Annotated in this window: 13 protein-coding genes, 1 pseudogene and 2 riboswitches; of the genes and pseudogenes, 5 read left to right on the top strand and 9 right to left on the bottom strand. The window is 54.5% G+C overall.

Going from position 1 to position 15,913, the window contains the following annotated elements; all coding sequences use genetic code 11:
* Positions 1-105: 105 nt before the first annotated feature.
* The 5 genes from FPL14_RS17810 to FPL14_RS17790 all read left to right on the top strand — a co-directional run bounded on the left by FPL14_RS17810 (position 106) and on the right by FPL14_RS17790 (position 3,583).
* The gene (locus tag FPL14_RS17810) at positions 106-663 is read left to right on the top strand and encodes a helix-turn-helix domain-containing protein (protein WP_182299049.1); all 558 of its coding nucleotides are present in this window, start codon (positions 106-108) and stop codon (positions 661-663) included.
* Between the two features lie 173 nt (positions 664-836).
* Positions 837-1,664, top strand: a complete 828-nt coding sequence (locus FPL14_RS17805; RefSeq protein ID WP_182299048.1) for a hypothetical protein — start codon at positions 837-839, stop codon at positions 1,662-1,664.
* 91 nt (positions 1,665-1,755) lie between these two features.
* Positions 1,756-1,971 (top strand): hypothetical protein, encoded by a 216-nt coding sequence (locus FPL14_RS17800; protein WP_182299047.1) that lies wholly within the window; start codon positions 1,756-1,758, stop codon positions 1,969-1,971.
* 144 nt (positions 1,972-2,115) lie between these two features.
* The gene (locus FPL14_RS17795) at positions 2,116-2,622 is read left to right on the top strand and encodes a L,D-transpeptidase (RefSeq protein WP_229263560.1); all 507 of its coding nucleotides are present in this window, start codon (positions 2,116-2,118) and stop codon (positions 2,620-2,622) included.
* A gap of 121 nt (positions 2,623-2,743) precedes the next feature.
* Positions 2,744-3,583 (top strand): CPBP family intramembrane glutamic endopeptidase, encoded by an 840-nt coding sequence (locus FPL14_RS17790; RefSeq protein WP_182299046.1) that lies wholly within the window; start codon positions 2,744-2,746, stop codon positions 3,581-3,583.
* Positions 3,584-3,592: 9 nt separating this feature from the next.
* Here FPL14_RS17790 and FPL14_RS17785 read toward each other — a convergent pair whose 3' ends face one another.
* From FPL14_RS17785 to FPL14_RS17745, 9 genes and pseudogenes are all read right to left on the bottom strand, one after another.
* Positions 3,593-3,844: a DUF6953 family protein gene (locus tag FPL14_RS17785; RefSeq protein ID WP_182299045.1), complete on the bottom strand. Its 252-nt coding sequence runs from the start codon at positions 3,842-3,844 to the stop codon at positions 3,593-3,595.
* Positions 3,845-3,863: 19 nt separating this feature from the next.
* Positions 3,864-5,699: an ABC transporter ATP-binding protein gene (locus FPL14_RS17780; RefSeq protein ID WP_182299044.1), complete on the bottom strand. Its 1,836-nt coding sequence runs from the start codon at positions 5,697-5,699 to the stop codon at positions 3,864-3,866.
* Positions 5,680-7,431, bottom strand: coding sequence for an ABC transporter ATP-binding protein (locus FPL14_RS17775; protein WP_182299043.1), 1,752 nt, complete (start codon positions 7,429-7,431; stop codon positions 5,680-5,682). The genes FPL14_RS17780 and FPL14_RS17775 overlap by 20 nt, the downstream gene beginning before the upstream one ends.
* A gap of 103 nt (positions 7,432-7,534) precedes the next feature.
* Positions 7,535-9,883 carry a histidine kinase gene (locus FPL14_RS17770; RefSeq protein WP_182299042.1) on the bottom strand — a complete coding sequence of 783 codons (2,349 nt, stop codon included), beginning with the start codon at positions 9,881-9,883 and terminating at the stop codon, positions 7,535-7,537.
* 290 nt (positions 9,884-10,173) lie between these two features.
* Positions 10,174-10,788 (bottom strand): potassium-transporting ATPase subunit KdpC, encoded by a 615-nt coding sequence (gene kdpC, locus FPL14_RS17765; RefSeq protein ID WP_182299041.1) that lies wholly within the window; start codon positions 10,786-10,788, stop codon positions 10,174-10,176.
* A gap of 36 nt (positions 10,789-10,824) precedes the next feature.
* The gene (gene kdpB, locus FPL14_RS17760; RefSeq protein ID WP_182299040.1) at positions 10,825-12,855 is read right to left on the bottom strand and encodes a potassium-transporting ATPase subunit KdpB; all 2,031 of its coding nucleotides are present in this window, start codon (positions 12,853-12,855) and stop codon (positions 10,825-10,827) included.
* Positions 12,856-12,873: 18 nt separating this feature from the next.
* A pseudogene (gene kdpA / locus FPL14_RS17755) lies at positions 12,874-14,552 on the bottom strand (potassium-transporting ATPase subunit KdpA).
* Between the two features lie 18 nt (positions 14,553-14,570).
* The gene (locus tag FPL14_RS30805; protein WP_182304038.1) at positions 14,571-14,648 is read right to left on the bottom strand and encodes a potassium-transporting ATPase subunit F; all 78 of its coding nucleotides are present in this window, start codon (positions 14,646-14,648) and stop codon (positions 14,571-14,573) included.
* Positions 14,649-14,768: 120 nt separating this feature from the next.
* On the bottom strand, positions 14,769-15,185 hold the full coding sequence (locus tag FPL14_RS17745) for a potassium channel family protein (RefSeq protein WP_182299039.1): 417 nt from the start codon (positions 15,183-15,185) through the stop codon (positions 14,769-14,771).
* Between the two features lie 120 nt (positions 15,186-15,305).
* Positions 15,306-15,488: riboswitch (cyclic di-AMP (ydaO/yuaA leader) on the bottom strand.
* Positions 15,489-15,578: 90 nt separating this feature from the next.
* Positions 15,579-15,780, bottom strand: a riboswitch (cyclic di-AMP (ydaO/yuaA leader).
* Positions 15,781-15,913 lie beyond the last annotated feature (133 nt).

Raw genomic sequence — 15,913 nt, 5'->3', positions numbered from 1 at the left:
GTATCACTAATTTATCCGAAGAAAGTCTAGATTGTCAATCGGAAAATTGTTAATATCTAATTATATTTAGTATTACAAATATTTTGCGAGAGGCGCGGGAAGCGAATGGACATCGGCTCCACGATCCGAACGATCAGAAAACGCAAAAAAATCACGATAGCCCAAATATGCGCGGAAACCGGCTTGTCCCAAGGTTTCATGAGCCAAGTCGAAACGAACAAAACATCGCCGTCCATTGCTACATTGGACAGTATCGCGAAGGCGCTAAACGTGCCCCTGACCTATTTGCTGATGAAAAAAGAAGAACGGATGAGCGTCGTCCGCAAAGAGGACCGCAAGGCGACTACGAGCGGGAGCGAAAGTCTCAAAGTAGAGCACTTAAGCTCGTCGAAGAGCTTGAAGGTCAGGCTCGTGGAATTTCCGCCCGGCTCCTCGACCGGAGAAGCTCCCCACGCCCATCAGGGGGAAGAGGTTCACTTGGTGATCAAAGGAACGGTCTTGGCCGAGCAGGGAGAAGACTCCGCCGTTCTGAAGGAAGGGGACTCGTTCAGTTGGAACGCCTGTACCCCTCACCGGGTTCGAAACTTGAGCGACGGGCTCAGCATCGTGCTTGTCGCCGTCTATACCGCAACGGAAAGCGAGCATGAAGAGGATATCCTATAACTCTCCTAAGTATGTATAGAGGGGTTCTTGACACCCCCCGAGCGGTTCGGTATATTGAACAAACAAAACCGTATTTTTCCACGCTTACGACGGAAGCACCCGTAAGAGAAGGCTGATCGAGCCTTTCTTGCAGGTGCTTTTTTGTCGTCCTAAAACCAAAGGAGGAATTCGCTATGCCGCAAAGAAAGTCCGTCTGGTTGGCCTCGTTCTTCGTACTGTTGCTCGTCTGCATGACCGCGTTACCGTCTGCCTTAGCATCCGCCGCAACCGCCGTCGAGTTGACCGTTCCGATCAAGCTCAGCTTCGACAAAACCGTGGCGGCGGCAGACGGCTCAACGGCATCGAAACTAACTTCGCTGTACGGCGATTTGGGCGCGCTGCTCAAACAGGATATCGATCTCGAGGCGAAGATCAAAGCGCTTCACTTCAAGAACGAAGAATCGTTAACCGTGCTACGCAAGCAAATTCGCGACATTAACTCCGATAAGATCTACAAGCTCGGAGTACAAGTCCGGCAAACCAAAGACCGCTATCAGCCCCTGTTCGATGCTTACGCCGCGCTGAACAAGCAGATTACGCTGGCCAAGCGCTTAAAGAACAAAACGCTCAACGCCCTTCTTCGAGCCCAAGCCGACGCCATGAAGCTGTCGGTCCAGTATGCCCGCGAAGACATCAAAGCCAAGGAAGCCGCGCTCAAATCGATGAAGACCGCAACGTCGGAGAAGATCAAAGCCGCCCGGACGTCGCTCGCCGCCATCGATCCGCTGACGGTCCAGATCAAAGCGCAGCGAAGCGCGGCCGGCTTGCCGCGGAGCAGCAGGTCTCCCGTCTGGACGAACTTCAAATACGCCATTAAGAAAAACGAGGCCAAAGGCACGCTCGACTCCCTCTCCTTGCTCGTTAATCTTTCTCGCCAAATCGTAACGCAGCAACAGAAAATCGAAGCCCTGGAGCTAAGAATTTCCGACATTATCGTCCAAACGAGGACCCAGTTCCTGTAACGCCCGCCGCAGAAAAGGTATAATGGTCTCCTAGAACTTATCGCGAGAAACGACCGTTCCTTCACGTGATAAGACGAGGAGACCTGTATCCATGGCATTAAGCATCCGTTTGCTGACCGATCAAGACTTCGAAGAAGCCATGCAGCGCCAAGCTCGGCTGCGCGTCTTCAAGAACGACCATATTATCGATACTAACGGCATTATCGTCCGCTACGATAGCCAAACCGTCGTCATCCAATCCGGAGTCGGCGATCTGGCCTATCATTCCAGAGGAGATTGCGAGTTTTTCGAGCTCAGGAAGCGGTAAACGATGTCGGGGGCCGTCCGACGAAGGTCTCCTTGACCTTGGAGGCCGGCCCTCGCCTTTTCTTCCATCGCAACGCCCGATTATGACCATATTGCCCGCGATCCCGCATATATAATAGTCAGATCCTTCGGGGAGGCCACTGGCATGCGGGTTAAATTCGGGTATAGGTTCATGATTGCTTTATTCGTTTTGTTTCTCTTTCCGGCCGTCGTTTCCGCGCACGCGGAAAACATCCAGCTTGCGAAAAAATACACGAAGTACGAGCAATTCATCCTCATCGACAAGTCATCCAACAAGCTCTATTTCTACGAAGAAGGAAAGCTGGTCAAATCGTTTCCCGTGGCCACGGGAAAGAAACCCTCCTATACGCCGGAAGGCTTATTCACCATTCATGAGAAAATCAAAAACAGACCCTACTATAAGGAGAAAATCAAAGGCGGAGATCCCAAAAATCCGCTCGGCGACCGGTGGTTAGGCTTGGAGGTTACCCGCAACGGCAAAACGTCCTACGCTTACGGAATACACGGCAACAACAACGAAAAATCGATAGGCAAATACGTCTCCGCGGGATGCATCCGCATGCACAACAAAGAGGTTCGCTGGCTCTATGATCAGATCAAAGTGAATACGCCCGTTCTTATCCGGAAGTAGCGCCCAGTAATTGACATAGGGTAAATTTGGAAGATATACTTTCAAAGGTACAGGATAGGAACAAAAATGATCGAAGGTGTGAAGAGCCATCAAAACATTAGCAACCGTCGTCGGTAAAATCTTGCTCAGTTTTGTTATCGTATTCGGAATTATGTTCTTTATCGTAGCGATTCAAATGATCGCTTCCGCCGATAAACGCGACGACGGCAGTATTCAGACCGATATCGGAAGCGGCGATTTGTTCGCCTTCGGGATGATGGGAGCCTTCATGGTCGCTTCGCTTGCGATGTACGCATGGTTCGAGCGCAAGAAAGGCTGGTCTCTCGGATTAAAACAAAAAAGAGGCTCCGTATTTGCCCTTCACGGCCTTATCGGCGGTATCCTGCTCATATCCCTATCGTCCGTCATCATATGGGCATCGGGAGGCATAAGCTGGGAAGCGTCCGACTGGAATCCGGAGCTGGTTCGATCGTTGCTCTATGGGATATTGCTATACGTATGCGTAGCTCTTTCCGAAGAAACCTTTTCCCGCGGTTACGTTCAAGGGTTGATTCGGCATCATTATGGGCCCAGGACGGCCATCGTCGTCAGTTCGCTTCTATTTACGATTCTGCACGGCGCGAATTCCGGCACCTTCGATTCGCCGTACCCGATTGTTAACCTTATTCTTGCAGGCGTCATCATGGCGGTTGCCCGCGAGGCGACCGGCGGATTATGGTGGCCTATCGGGCTTCACTTGAGCTGGAACTATTTCCAAGGGTACGTCTACGGCTTCAAAGTTTCGGGTACCGATTCCGTTCCCGCCGTACTGCAAGCGACGGACAACGGCCCCGCCTCCCTGACGGGCGGTTCGTTCGGAGCCGAGGGAAGCTTCGTTTCCATCCTCGTTCTGCTAATCGGCATCATTGGAGTCTATTATTTCTACACTAATAAGAAGAACGCTTCTTCCCTATCTCTATAAAACCGGGCATCACCCCTTGATCGCGGAGGTCCAACCCCAGTAGAAGGCATCCCGGTCCCACGCCGCTTTGCCGCCGTGGAGCTTCTTGAACGCCTTCTTGACCTCCTTGTCGATCGATTCATGCCCGTTGTCGTTAACGTAGATAAATTGTTCCCCAAAGCGGGTTTTAATGTGGTTAACGGCTGCCGTTTGATAGAGCGCTCCGCTGTTTCTTAATTCCTCGAACATCCATCTCGCAACCTCATCGGCCGTATGGCTCATCCCGAATTCCTCCCTTTGCTTATTGCAGTTGTCCATGACCATGGTAGAGCTCGCTGTACAGGCCCTGCTTCGCGAGCAACGACTCATGAGTGCCCCGTTCCAGCAATTTCCCGTCCTTCAGGACCAGAATTTGATCCGCTCGGCGAATCGTATTGAGGCGATGGGCGATCACGAAGCTCGTACGCCCTTCCATCAACCGCTGCAGCCCCTCTTGAATTTTGATTTCAGTCACCGTATCGATGCTGCTCGTCGCCTCGTCCAGCACGAGAATGGCCGGATCCGCTAGAATCGCCCTGGCGATAGCCAGCAATTGTTTCTGCCCTTGGCTGATCCCGCTTCCGTCCCCTTGCAGAATCTTGTCGTACCCGCCGGGCAACCGCGAGATGAACGAGTGGGCATTCGCAAGGCGAGCCGCCTGCTCGACCTGCTCGTCCGTAGCGTCCAGCTTGCCGTAGCGGATATTATCCCGAATCGTCCCCTCGAACAGGAAAGAATCCTGAAGCACGAACGCCATATGAGAACGAAGGCTCTCCCTGCGAATCGAGAGGATATCGTGCCCGTCTACCGTAATCTTCCCTGAATCCGCCTCGTAGAAACGCGACAGCAGTTGGATGAGCGAGGTTTTGCCCGCCCCGGTAGGGCCGATAATCGCGATCGTCTCTCCCGGACGCGCTTCGAAGCTGATGTCTTTAAGGGTGGGCTCGTCATCGGTATACGAGAAAGACACATGAGAGAACGACACCACTCCTTGAATCGTATCCAACGATCGGGCCTCGCCTTCGTCTTTGGCTTCTTCCTCCTCGTCCAATATCTCGAACACCCGCTCCGCGCCCGCAATGGCCGACAAGAGCGTATTCCACTGGTTCGCGAGGTCGTTAAGCGGCCTCGTGAATTGTCTGGCGTACTCGACGAACACGACGATAACCCCGATCGTGATCGCTCCCCGAATGGCGAGAAGGCCCCCGATGCCGGCGATAACGGCAAAGCCCAGATTGTTCAACCCGTTCATCAGCTTCGGAATGAATCCCGAGATCGCCTGAGCCCAGAAGCCGGACAGCTTGATCCGCCTGTTACGCTCTCCGAACTCCTCGATGACCCGATCTTCTTGGGAGAAGGCTTTGATGATGCGTTGCCCGGATAGCGTCTCTTCGATGTACCCGTTCAAATCTCCGAGATTGCGTTGGCGCTCTTTGAACAATACTCCGGTTCTGCTCGTGATCCATCTCATGCCGAGCGCCATTAGCGGCACGATCAGGAAGGTCAGCAGCGTGAGCAAAGGGCTTAGTATCAACATCACGATAATCGTTCCGACGAGAATAAGCACGCTGGAGAAAATCTGGATCGCGGAGCTGTTCAAGGTGGAGCTTACATTGTCCACATCATTGGTCATCCGGCTCATTAACTCTCCGCGTTGACGCTTGCCGAAGAACGGAATCGGCAGCTTATGCAAATGGCCGAACAAATCGACGCGCATCCGGTAAACCGTTTCCTGCGCGATCGAGATCATCCATACGTTTTGCAGCCAGCCGACAACCGAGCTTAATACGTACACGGCCGCTAGACCGCCAAGGAATAGAAGCCATGGCTCGCCGCCCGTTCCCTCCAAATAATGATCGATCGCCCTGCCGATTAAATAAGGCCCGAGAAGAGTTAACCCGGAGCTCAGCATGACCATGAGAAGAACAAGGCCTAACCGCCCTTTGCGGTGGGCGAGGTATTGCCAGATCCGCTTAAGCGTCGCTTGCCAGTCCTTGGCTTTCTGCTTAGGACGTTTCGCCGCGGCTCCGGCTTGTTGCTCCTTGTCCGGCGTTGTCGGCTTGCGATAGCGGAAAGGGTCACTTAGCGCTTCCCACATGCGAACCCTCCTCCCCGAACTGCGATTCGTAGATGCGGCGGTACAAGGCGTTGCCCGCCATCAGCTGCGCATGGTTCCCTTCGGCGATCAACCGTCCGTCGTCGAGCAGTAGAATGAGGTCCGCGTTCAAGGTTGAGCTGATCTTCTGCGTGATCAGGAACGTCGTGCAGGACAAGCTTCGGATAGCCTGCAGCAGAGCGGCCTCGGTACGAACGTCCAGCGCGCTCGTGCTATCGTCGAGCACCAGAATGGCCGGCTTGCGGATTAGAGCGCGGGCAATGGAAAGACGCTGCTTCTGCCCTCCCGACAGATTAACGCCCCGCTGTCCGAGCAGCGTATCGTAACCGTTCGGAAGTTGGGCGATCGTATCGTGGATTTGCGCCAGTTTAGCGGCTTCCATCACATGTTCAAGTCCGACGCCTTCAAGGCCCCAAGCGATATTGTCGCGAATCGTGCCGGTAAACAACACAACCTCCTGCGGCACGTACCCGATCGAGTCATGAAGCTTCCGGATGCTCCACTCGCGGACGTTGCGCCCGTCGATGCGAATGCTCCCCTTGTCCTCCTCGTACAGTCGGAGAAGCAGCTGGACGAGCGAGGATTTACCCGAGCCGGTCGCCCCTAGAATCGCAACCGTCTCCCCTTGGCTCACGCGGAAGGAAACGTCCTCCAACACGGGCGCTTCCGTATTCGGATATTGAAAGGTGACCCGGTCGAACTCGACATCGCCTTCGCGAACGTTGCCCGCGGATTTCCCCGTTGCCTCGGCATCGCCGAAGGATGGGGTTCCGCCGTCCGTCTCTAGCGCGTCGTTGATCCGGTGCAACGAAGCATGCGCTCTCGAGAAAGCCGATACGAGCATCGACAGAGCGGATAACGCGCCCGCGGTCCGAAGCGAGTAATTCACGATCGCGACGACTTCCCCGGTCGTAGCGCTGCCCGCGCGAATTTCGAGTTGGCCGAACCACAGCACGGCAATAATACCCGCGTTCATGATGAGCACGATGAAGGGGAGCGTTATCTCGGTGAGCCGAAGCGCGGAAGAGGAACTCTGCATGAGTTCCCCGCTATGCCGGGCGAATCGGGCGGCTTCTTGCTCCCTGCGCACGAACACGCGAATAAGGCGCATCCCCGTCAGGTTCTCCTGCATGACCCCGTTGACGGTATCGAGCCGTTGTTGAACCGTTTTAAATAAGACCGCCGCTTTCTTCACGATCCATATAATAAACAAGATAAGGGCAGGCACGGTCAGGAGCAGCAAAAAGCCAAGTCCCGCATGGACGACAAGCGCCATGATCATGCTGCCGACGACGACAAGCGGAACGCGAAGCATGAAACGCAGCCCCATGAACGTCGTGTCCTGCACTTGCGTGACGTCGTTCGTTAGGCGGGTGATCAGCGACGAGGTCGCGAACCGGTTGAAGACCGCGTAAGAGAACGCTTGCACTTTGCCGTAGAGCTTCTCGCGAATGTCGTACCCCAAGCTCTGGCTAACGTGCGCCGCGTAAAAAGAACTGAGTATCCCCGCGCCGAAAGCAAGCAGAGTGCCCGCTACCAAAACTCCGCTCCATAGGAGCACGATGCCCGTGTCCTGCTTGGCAATCCCGTCGTCGATGATCTTCGATATGAGCAAAGGTTGAACGAGCTCAACCGTCAGTTCGATCAGCATAAGCGCAATCGCCATGATCGCGGCCACGCGATATTTCTTAATCAATCGGAAAAATAACGGCATCTCTCTTCCTCCGTGCATTGTGCCCTTTAGCGCCGACTATGTCAGCCTCTACATATATCCTCTCCTCTATATTACCCGTAATTAACCTTGCGTGGGAACCCCGCTAATCATCCCCCATGCGGATGTTCGGATCATAATCGGCCACGACAAGGACATCCATATGGCGTCCGTGCCGCAGAATCGATTTCACGACGGATCTGCGCAAGAGAGAATGCCAGAAGCCGCGCGCCGATTGCCCGACGATCATCTGAGTGCTGCGATATTGAGCTGCCTTTTCCAGAATAACGTTCGGAATACGCTTATAAGAGTCGGCATGCCGCGTCTCGTATTTCCCGCCCAATCTGCCGGTCAAGTCCTGCAGCGCTTGAATTCTTTTGCTTGTTGCCTTGCTTATGGAGGGACCGATATGGACGTACATGACGTGCCAGTCCGCTTTCAGGCGGTGGGCGATTCGGAACCCCCGTCGGATGAGACGGTCGGCATTTCCGCTTGTCGTCACGCACACGAATATGTTTTCCCGCCTTCTCCACGGACCTCTTAGCGAGCCGCTCAGCTCCCAAGATTCCAGCCTTTCGTCCACGTCGTCCGCGATCTCCCTAAGCGCCATCTCCCGTAACGCGATCAGGTTGCCGATGTTGAAAAAATGGCCTAGCGCTTGCGCCACCTTATCCATCGCGTACACTTTTCCTTCGCGCAGCCTCTGCTGTAAAGCTTTCGGCGCGACGTCGACGAGTTCCACCTCGTCAGCCAGCCTCAAGATGTTATCCGGCACCGTTTCCCTTACGCGGACTCCCGTAACTTGCTCGACCGCGTCGTTCAAGCTCTCCAAATGCTGTACGTTCATCGTCGAGATTACCGATATCCCGGCTTCCAACACTTCGAGAATATCCTCGTATCTTTTCTTGTTTTTGCTGCCCGGAACGTTCGTATGGGCAAGCTCGTCGATTAGCACAACCTCGGGATCGCGGCTAAGGATCGCGGGAACATCCATTTCTTCCAGCTCGGCTCCCTTGTAGCGGACGCGTGCGCGAGGTATCGTATGGAGCTCGTCTATTTGCGCCGTCGTTTCCTTCCGACCATGCGTCTCCAGCAGTCCGATGACCGCATCGATCTTTTTGCGCAGCAGGTCATTGCCTTCCCTCAGCATCATGTAGGTTTTGCCGACGCCGGGCGCCGCTCCGATATAGACCTTGAATTTGCCCCGCTTGATCCGCTCGATCTTCTGCTCGACTTCCTCCGGGCTTAATCTGCGATAAGGCTCGGAGGCCGAATCCGAAGCCGTCGTCTTCGTCTTCGTCGGCAGCACCCTTTCCCCTTCGTAATCGGACCGGTCCGCTACGAAGTAAACGTCGATGTTTTTCGTTTTTTTCAGAATGCCGTCCGCTATAGAGCCATGCCGAAGATCTTGCCAGAAGCTTTGTTTGGAATGGCCGAGCACGATTCTCGTTACGTTGTTTAGAGTCGCGTAACGGACCAACGTGCCGGGCAGCCGGCGTCTTGTTAGAAGCGGCAGCTCCTCGAAAGCGGCGTCGATTTTGCGCGCGAGCTTCTCGATGGAACGCTTGAATTGCGCCGCTTCTTTGGAGAGCGCCCGGCGCGGGTTCGCGAGCGTGACGATCTTCAAGTCTCCGCCAAGCCTCTTGGCGATCTGCTGCCCTCGCCTGATGTGAATCGAGCCGTTCCAGTGGTACTGTGCCGAGACGAGGATGCGTTCGGCCGCTCCGGACGGGCCGACTAATCCTTGCTTTTCCCGGTGTTTCTCCAACGACTCGTTTACGTCTTCAGCCATTAGCCGCAGAGCAAGTTCGCGAAGCTTGCCGATATTCCCCCTCTGCAGAAGCTTCGGATCCTTCAGATTAAGATTAGGGAGATTGCCCTCGTCCATCCGCTTCAAGATCGTCTCCGGACTGACGTCGATCAACCGTACTTCATCGGCGAGATCCAGCGCGTCGGCGGGAACCGTCGCCTCCGCCTCGATGCCCGTCAGCCTCTGGGCAAGTTCGGTCACGCCTTCCAGCTCGTAGACGTTGACGGTCGTGATGACGCTGATGCCTCTCCCGAGCAAGTATTGGATATCCTCCAATCGCGTAGGGAATCTAGCGTCCGGACGGTTGCGATGCGCCAGTCCGTCGACCAGAACAACTTCCGGATTGCGTTGTAATAACTCTTCGAGATTAAGATCCTTCTTCTCGGTGGCGCCGTTCATCCAATGAATGCTCGGAATCCTCTCTAGCCCCCGCAGCTGCTCCGCCGTTTCCGGTCGCCGCATCGTAGAGACGGCGCAGACGACGACATCTATGCCTTGGGCGCGCAGCGTCTGACCTTCGCGCAGCATATGATACGTTTTGCCCGATCCACTCACCGCGCCGATCAAGATTTTTAACCGGCCCGTCTGGATTTTCGTAATCGATTGCAGTAACTCCTCCGGCGTTCTGCGGCGAAAACTTTCCATCGCTCGTTGTTCCTCCTTCCTATGGCTTGCTTGACTGCTTGTTGCTGCTTGTATGGGGTCTAAGTAACACGACTTTCTCGGGTTATTTTCGCCACTTGCGCCTCTTTCGCCCGTTTAACACGACTTTTTCGGCTTATTTCGCCCATTAGTGCTTCTTCCGCCGATTTAACACGACTTTCCCGGGTTATTTCATCCAATAGTGCTTTTCCCGCCGATTTAAAGCGGCTAGCCGCTCAAGTTCCTCCAGCGATGCTTCTGCCGGGGAAATTAAGCGGCGTGGTCCGACGTCTCTATGATTTCAATAAAGTTTGTAAATCAAGGTTAAGCTTCAGCACGTTGATCCGCGGTTCTCCGAACAAGCCCAAGTCGCGCCCCTCGGTATGCTTGTCGACTAGCTTCTCTAGCTCATCTGCCGCCAAGCCGGTCAGCTTGCTGATCCGGGGAATCTGAACTTCGGCGGATGCCGGCGTGATGTGCGGATCGAGACCGGAACCGGAGTTAGTAATAAGCGCGATCGGCAGCTTGGAGACCGGAACGTCAGGATTGTCATGCTTCCAAGCTTCGATAGAATCCTTCACGCGCTGCAGCATATCCGGATTCGACGGAGCATAGTTGTTCGACCCGGAACCGGCGGCATGGTAATCGATACTCGATACGCGGCCTTGGAAGTACTTCGGATCGGCGAACTTCTGCCCGATCAACTCGGAGCCGACCACGTTCCCCGAGGAATCCTTGACCAGGCTGCCGTTGGCGTTGCGCGGCATGATCAACTGAGCAATGCCCGTAGTCGCAAACGGATAAAGGATTCCGCATAGAACGATAAACACAAGACTTGCCCGTATGGCGACCGCTAAATAAGAGACTCCGGTAGCACCGGGATAACTCGCTGTTGTTCGATTACTCATATCCATTCCCCTTCCTAACTATGCGATCCGACTCTGCTACACCCATAAATGAACAACCATATCGATCAGCTTGATCCCGGCGAACGGCACGATGACGCCGCCGAGGCCATAGATGACGATATTGCGGCTAAGCAGCTTCGACGCGCTCATCGGTTTGTAAGCTACGCCCTTCATCGCTAAAGGAATAAGCAACGGAATAATAATGGCGTTAAAGATTAACGCCGATAAAATCGCCGACAGCGGGGAGCCGAGCCCCATGACGTTAAGCACGCTCATCTCCGGAATGGCCAGGATAAACATTGCGGGGATAATGGCGAAATACTTGGCGATATCGTTCGCGATACTGAACGTCGTAAGCGCCCCCCGCGTCATGAGCAACTGCTTGCCGATGGATACGACCTCGATGATCTTGGAGGGGTCGGAGTCCAAATCGACCATGTTGGCGGCTTCCTTGGCCGCGATCGTTCCGCTGTTCATCGCGAGCCCGACATCCGCCTGAGCCAACGCAGGTGCGTCGTTCGTACCGTCTCCGGTCATGGCGACAAGCTTGCCTTCCGCTTGCTCGCGGCGGATCAACGCGATCTTGTCTTCCGGTTTGCTCTCCGCCATGAAATCGTCGACCCCCGCCTCGCGGGCGATGGTCGCCGCCGTCAAAGGATTGTCCCCGGTACACATAATCGTCTTGATCCCCATCTGGCGCAACTGGTCGAACCGTTCGCGCATGCCGGGTTTAACGGTATCTTTCAAATAAATAAGACCGTAGATTCGATTATCGACGGCGACCGCTAGCGGAGTTCCGCCTTCGCGAGCAATACTATCGCCCGCAGCGTCCAGATCGACCGGAATGCTTCCTCCCTGCGCCGCTACCCATTTCTTCACGGCATCGACGGCGCCCTTGCGCACCTTGCGCCCATCCGGAAGATCGACTCCGCTCATCCGCGTCTCCGCTTTGAACTCGATGAAGTCCGCGCCGGCAGCCAGCGAAGCATCGAACGTCATCCCCTGCTGCTTCATCATTTCCAGCACCGAGCGCCCTTCCGGCGTCTCGTCGTTCAAAGAACTAATAGACGCCCATTCCCCTACCGTCCGAACATCGGATCCGCCTACCGGAACAAACTCGCTAGCCATCCGGTTCCCGTAAGTGATCGTTCCCGTTTTATCCAAAATCATCATATTAATGTCCCCTGCCGCTTCGACGGCTTTACCGGACATCGCCAGCACGTTGAATTGCGTAACCCGGTCCATTCCGGCGATTCCGATCGCGGAGAGCAAACCTCCGATCGTCGTCGGGATGAGACAGACCAGCAAAGCGATGAGCACCGGTACCTGAAGATCGATCTCCAAGTACCCCGCAATCGGACCCAACGTCACGACCACGACGAGAAAAATAATCGTTAGACTAGTCAGCAACGTGTTAAGCGCAAGCTCGTTCGGCGTTTTCTGGCGTTTAGCGCCCTCTACCAGAGAGATCATCCGGTCGATAAACGACTCTCCGGGATCGCTCGTGATGCGCACCGTAATCTTATCGCTGACGACCCGGGTACCGCCCGTGACGGAGCTGAAGTCTCCGCCCGCTTCCTTAATGACGGGCGCGGATTCGCCGGTTATCGCCGATTCGTCGACGGACGCCAAGCCTTCTATGACTTCGCCGTCGCCGGGCATCATTTCTCCTTGCGACACGACGACCACGTCGCCTTTGCGCAAATCCGCGGAAGGGACGACTTTAACGACGCCTCCGACCACTTTGTTCGCGTTGACCTCTTTTTTCGTATTTTTCAAAGAATCGGCCTGAGCCTTCCCTCTTCCTTCGGCCAATGCTTCCGCGAAATTCGCGAACAACACGGTGAAGAGCAGAATCAGGAACACCGCCAAGTTAAAGCCAACATCCCTCTCCGTCCCGAAAAACCGAGGAAACAGCGTCAGCAGCAGAACGACGACCGTACCGACTTCGACGACGAACATGACGGGATTTCTCATCATGCTCGCCGGATTTAATTTCACGAAGCTATCCTTGATCGCGCGGCTTGCGATCGCGGACGTTAGCATAGTTTTACGATTAGCACTCATGAACGGTTCACCTCATCCTTAGCCTAACTTCAAATGCTCTGCGATCGGTCCCAGCACGATGGCCGGCAGGAATGTCAACGCTCCGATAATCAAGACCGTCCCGATTAAGATGCCGTAGAACAATTTGTTGTCCGTCCGGAACGTGCCGATCGTCTCGGGTACCCACTGCTTGCGAACGAGAGACCCGGCAACGGCCAACATGGCGATCATGGAGACGTACCGCCCGAACAGCATGACAAGCCCCGTCGTGATGTTCCAGAACGGCGTATTGTCTGCCAATCCCTCGAAGCCCGAGCCGTTATTGGCCGCGGAAGACGTATATTCGTACAACACTTGCGTGATCCCGTGCGATCCGGGATTCGTAATGGCGCCTTGGCCGAGATCCGTTAGGAAGGCGATAGCGGTCGGCGCGAGAATAATGAAGGGATGAGCCAGAATGGCGATAGCGATCAACTTCATCTCTCTAGGCTCGATCTTCCTGCCCAGGAACTCCGGCGTTCTTCCGACCATCAATCCGCATAAGAACACGCCAAGCATCGCGTACATTAGCATATTGATTAGTCCGACGCCTTTGCCTCCGAACACGACGTTCAGCATCATTTCTCCCAGAGTCCCAAGGCCTCCGAGCGGAGTGAGCGTGTCGTGCATATTATTGACCGTTCCCGTCGTCGCCGCGGTAGTGACCGCAGAGAACAACGAGGACTGCGGAATTCCGAACCGGACTTCCTTCCCTTCCATGCTTCCTTGCGAGGACTCGATTCCCGTCGCGTTGATGGCGGGATTCCCGCGAAGCTCGGAGAAGTAGATCAGCGAGAGGAACAACAGGAACAACGTCATCATCGCGCCGAATACGACCCAGCCTTGCTTGCGATTTTTGCAAAACGTCCGTACGCGTATGGAAGCGCCGCAGGCAGCGTCCACATGGACAAAATCTCCACGATGTTCGTCAGCGGGTTCGGATTCTCGAACGGATGCGCCGAGTTCGCCCCGAAGAAGCCGCCTCCGTTCGTGCCGAGATGCTTAATGGATTCAAGCGCCGCAACCGGACCCATCGCGATGCTTTGCGCCGCGCCTTCGAGCGTAGTGACGGTCAATGTCGGATTCAACGTCAGCGGGACTTGCAGAGCTACGAGCAGCAAAGTGACCAAGACGGCCGCCGGAATGAAAATCCGGGTATGCGCCTTAACGAAATCTTCGAAGAAATTGCCGATCGTCTCTCCCTTGTTCGTAATCCCGCGCACGAACGCGATGGCTACCGAGAATCCCGTTGCGGCCGAGGTAAACATCATCATCGTCATTACGGCCATCTGCGAGAAGTAAGACACGCCCGACTCGCCGCTGTAATGCTGCAGGTTCGTATTGGTCATGAAGCTGATAATGGTATTGAAAGAGAGCGTCTGCTCCATGTTATCGATGCCGCTTGGATTAAACGGCAAATATTTCTGCAGCCGCAAAATCAAGTAACCGACGGCGGTAAGCACGATATTCGTCAGCAGAAAGCTTAATGCGTATTTCTTCCAAGTCATCCCGCTCCGGTTCTTAAGACCGATCAGCAGGTAGATGAATCTCTCGAACGGTCCGAATACTCGGTCCTGTCGGCTCTTTTCATTAGAAAACACGTGATAAACGTAAGTCCCTACCGGTTTGACGAGCAGCGCCAGCACCGCTAGGACAACGACGATTTGCAGAATGCCCATAGCCTTTCCTCCTCTGGATTAGAACTTCTCGGGGTTCACTAAGGCGTAGATTAAGTAGAGAAAGACGAATCCGGCAACAATCGATAAGATGATCATTTCCGCTCTCCTCCCGCCTCGTCGACGACCCGATCGCACCAAACCATGAAGCCATAGAACAACGCGAATGTACCCGCCAATATCAGAACCATATATAGATCAAGCATGGAGCAGCCTCCTTCAATTTTTGCTGATTAGATCGTCCGTAATGAGAAAGCCGTAATCTTGCGCGCTGCTATGAATGACGTAATCGACTCCCAAGCTCTTATAGACGTTCCGGGGATTGTGGCTTCCCGTAATGACGTAGATCGGCCTCGACGTCCAACTCCGGCAAATCTGGACGTACCGACAGCATAAATTCAGGCTTTTCTCGAAAAGATAGACTTTGCCGACTCCAACCTCGGGAATCATCCACGAGTCTTCCTTGGCCGTATTCACCACAATGACGTGTTCTGCCCCCAAGGCTCTTATCCGTTCGTATTCGGAAGGGTTATTCACGATCGCGGCGAACGGTATATTCCTTTGCTTCAATAGCTTCATGAATCGTTCGCCGGCGACATTCGGGGCCGATACGAGCACGACATCCCGGTTACCCATTTCATTCATCTCCTGTTCTCCATTGAAAAGAAGGCAACAAAAAAGAAGCCTCGGGAAGAGGAACTCTTCTCGTGGCTTCTTCGAGCACGGCTAAACAAAGCCGTCTCCAAGCACGATCGCGTCGCCTCTCTCAATACGCTTACGAGGTTAGCTGTCGGATTCGGGCATGAGAGTCGCCCTACCTTCCGGCATGAAGCCTCGGCTCCAGCCATCCGGATTCACCCCGTGGATTCCTATCGTTCCGGAATCCTGTTGGTTCCCCCGTTCCCCGGCCTATAACCGGGAACTCAGCGATAAAAAAACATAACAAAAACCGCAGAGGGTTAACCCTGCGGCCGATTCGGTCACAAGTTCATCATCCTCTCTCCACCTGCACGCATCCCGATAATCATCGGTTGCATGTCTCAACGCTTACGAGGTTAGCTGTCGGATTCGGGCGGTGAGAGTCGCCCTACCCGAAGCCGTTCGCATCTTAGGTGCGGCCGGCTTCGGGATTCACCCCGGATGACGATGCCCGGCTCTCACACCGGTCGCGCGCCATCGATTGGTTCCCCCGTTTCCCGGTTTATAACCGGAAACTCAGCGATTACGAATGGAACAAATCAAATTCATGAATCGAATATTACTCCTGCTCCCAATCTTTGTAAAGCAATGCCGAATGCTCCATACGCGCATTTTGTTCCAACGAGACAAATCGTACCGCTTACAATCGTCGGAAGCTCTAGCAT

Origin of the sequence: Cohnella cholangitidis (assembly GCF_014107495.1) — a bacterium.
Classification (GTDB): domain Bacteria; phylum Bacillota; class Bacilli; order Paenibacillales; family Paenibacillaceae; genus Cohnella; species Cohnella cholangitidis.
Note: the sequence above shows the minus strand (reverse complement) of the source record. Positions and strands in the feature narration are given on the sequence as shown.

What these genes read in the sequence shown, in the direction of transcription:
- FPL14_RS17810 (WP_182299049.1), top strand. Translation starts at nt 106, where the DNA reads ATGGACATCGGCTCCACGATCCGAACGATCAGAAAACGCAAAAAAATC.
- FPL14_RS17805 (WP_182299048.1), top strand. Translation starts at nt 837, where the DNA reads ATGCCGCAAAGAAAGTCCGTCTGGTTGGCCTCGTTCTTCGTACTGTTG.
- FPL14_RS17800 (WP_182299047.1), top strand. Translation starts at nt 1,756, where the DNA reads ATGGCATTAAGCATCCGTTTGCTGACCGATCAAGACTTCGAAGAAGCC.
- FPL14_RS17795 (WP_229263560.1), top strand. Translation starts at nt 2,116, where the DNA reads ATGCGGGTTAAATTCGGGTATAGGTTCATGATTGCTTTATTCGTTTTG.
- FPL14_RS17785 (WP_182299045.1), bottom strand. Translation starts at nt 3,844, where the DNA reads ATGAGCCATACGGCCGATGAGGTTGCGAGATGGATGTTCGAGGAATTA.
- FPL14_RS17780 (WP_182299044.1), bottom strand. Translation starts at nt 5,699, where the DNA reads ATGTGGGAAGCGCTAAGTGACCCTTTCCGCTATCGCAAGCCGACAACG.
- FPL14_RS17775 (WP_182299043.1), bottom strand. Translation starts at nt 7,431, where the DNA reads ATGCCGTTATTTTTCCGATTGATTAAGAAATATCGCGTGGCCGCGATC.
- FPL14_RS17770 (WP_182299042.1), bottom strand. Translation starts at nt 9,883, where the DNA reads ATGGAAAGTTTTCGCCGCAGAACGCCGGAGGAGTTACTGCAATCGATT.
- kdpC (WP_182299041.1), bottom strand. Translation starts at nt 10,788, where the DNA reads ATGAGTAATCGAACAACAGCGAGTTATCCCGGTGCTACCGGAGTCTCT.
- kdpB (WP_182299040.1), bottom strand. Translation starts at nt 12,855, where the DNA reads ATGAGTGCTAATCGTAAAACTATGCTAACGTCCGCGATCGCAAGCCGC.
- FPL14_RS30805 (WP_182304038.1), bottom strand. Translation starts at nt 14,648, where the DNA reads ATGATCATCTTATCGATTGTTGCCGGATTCGTCTTTCTCTACTTAATC.
- FPL14_RS17745 (WP_182299039.1), bottom strand. Translation starts at nt 15,185, where the DNA reads ATGGGTAACCGGGATGTCGTGCTCGTATCGGCCCCGAATGTCGCCGGC.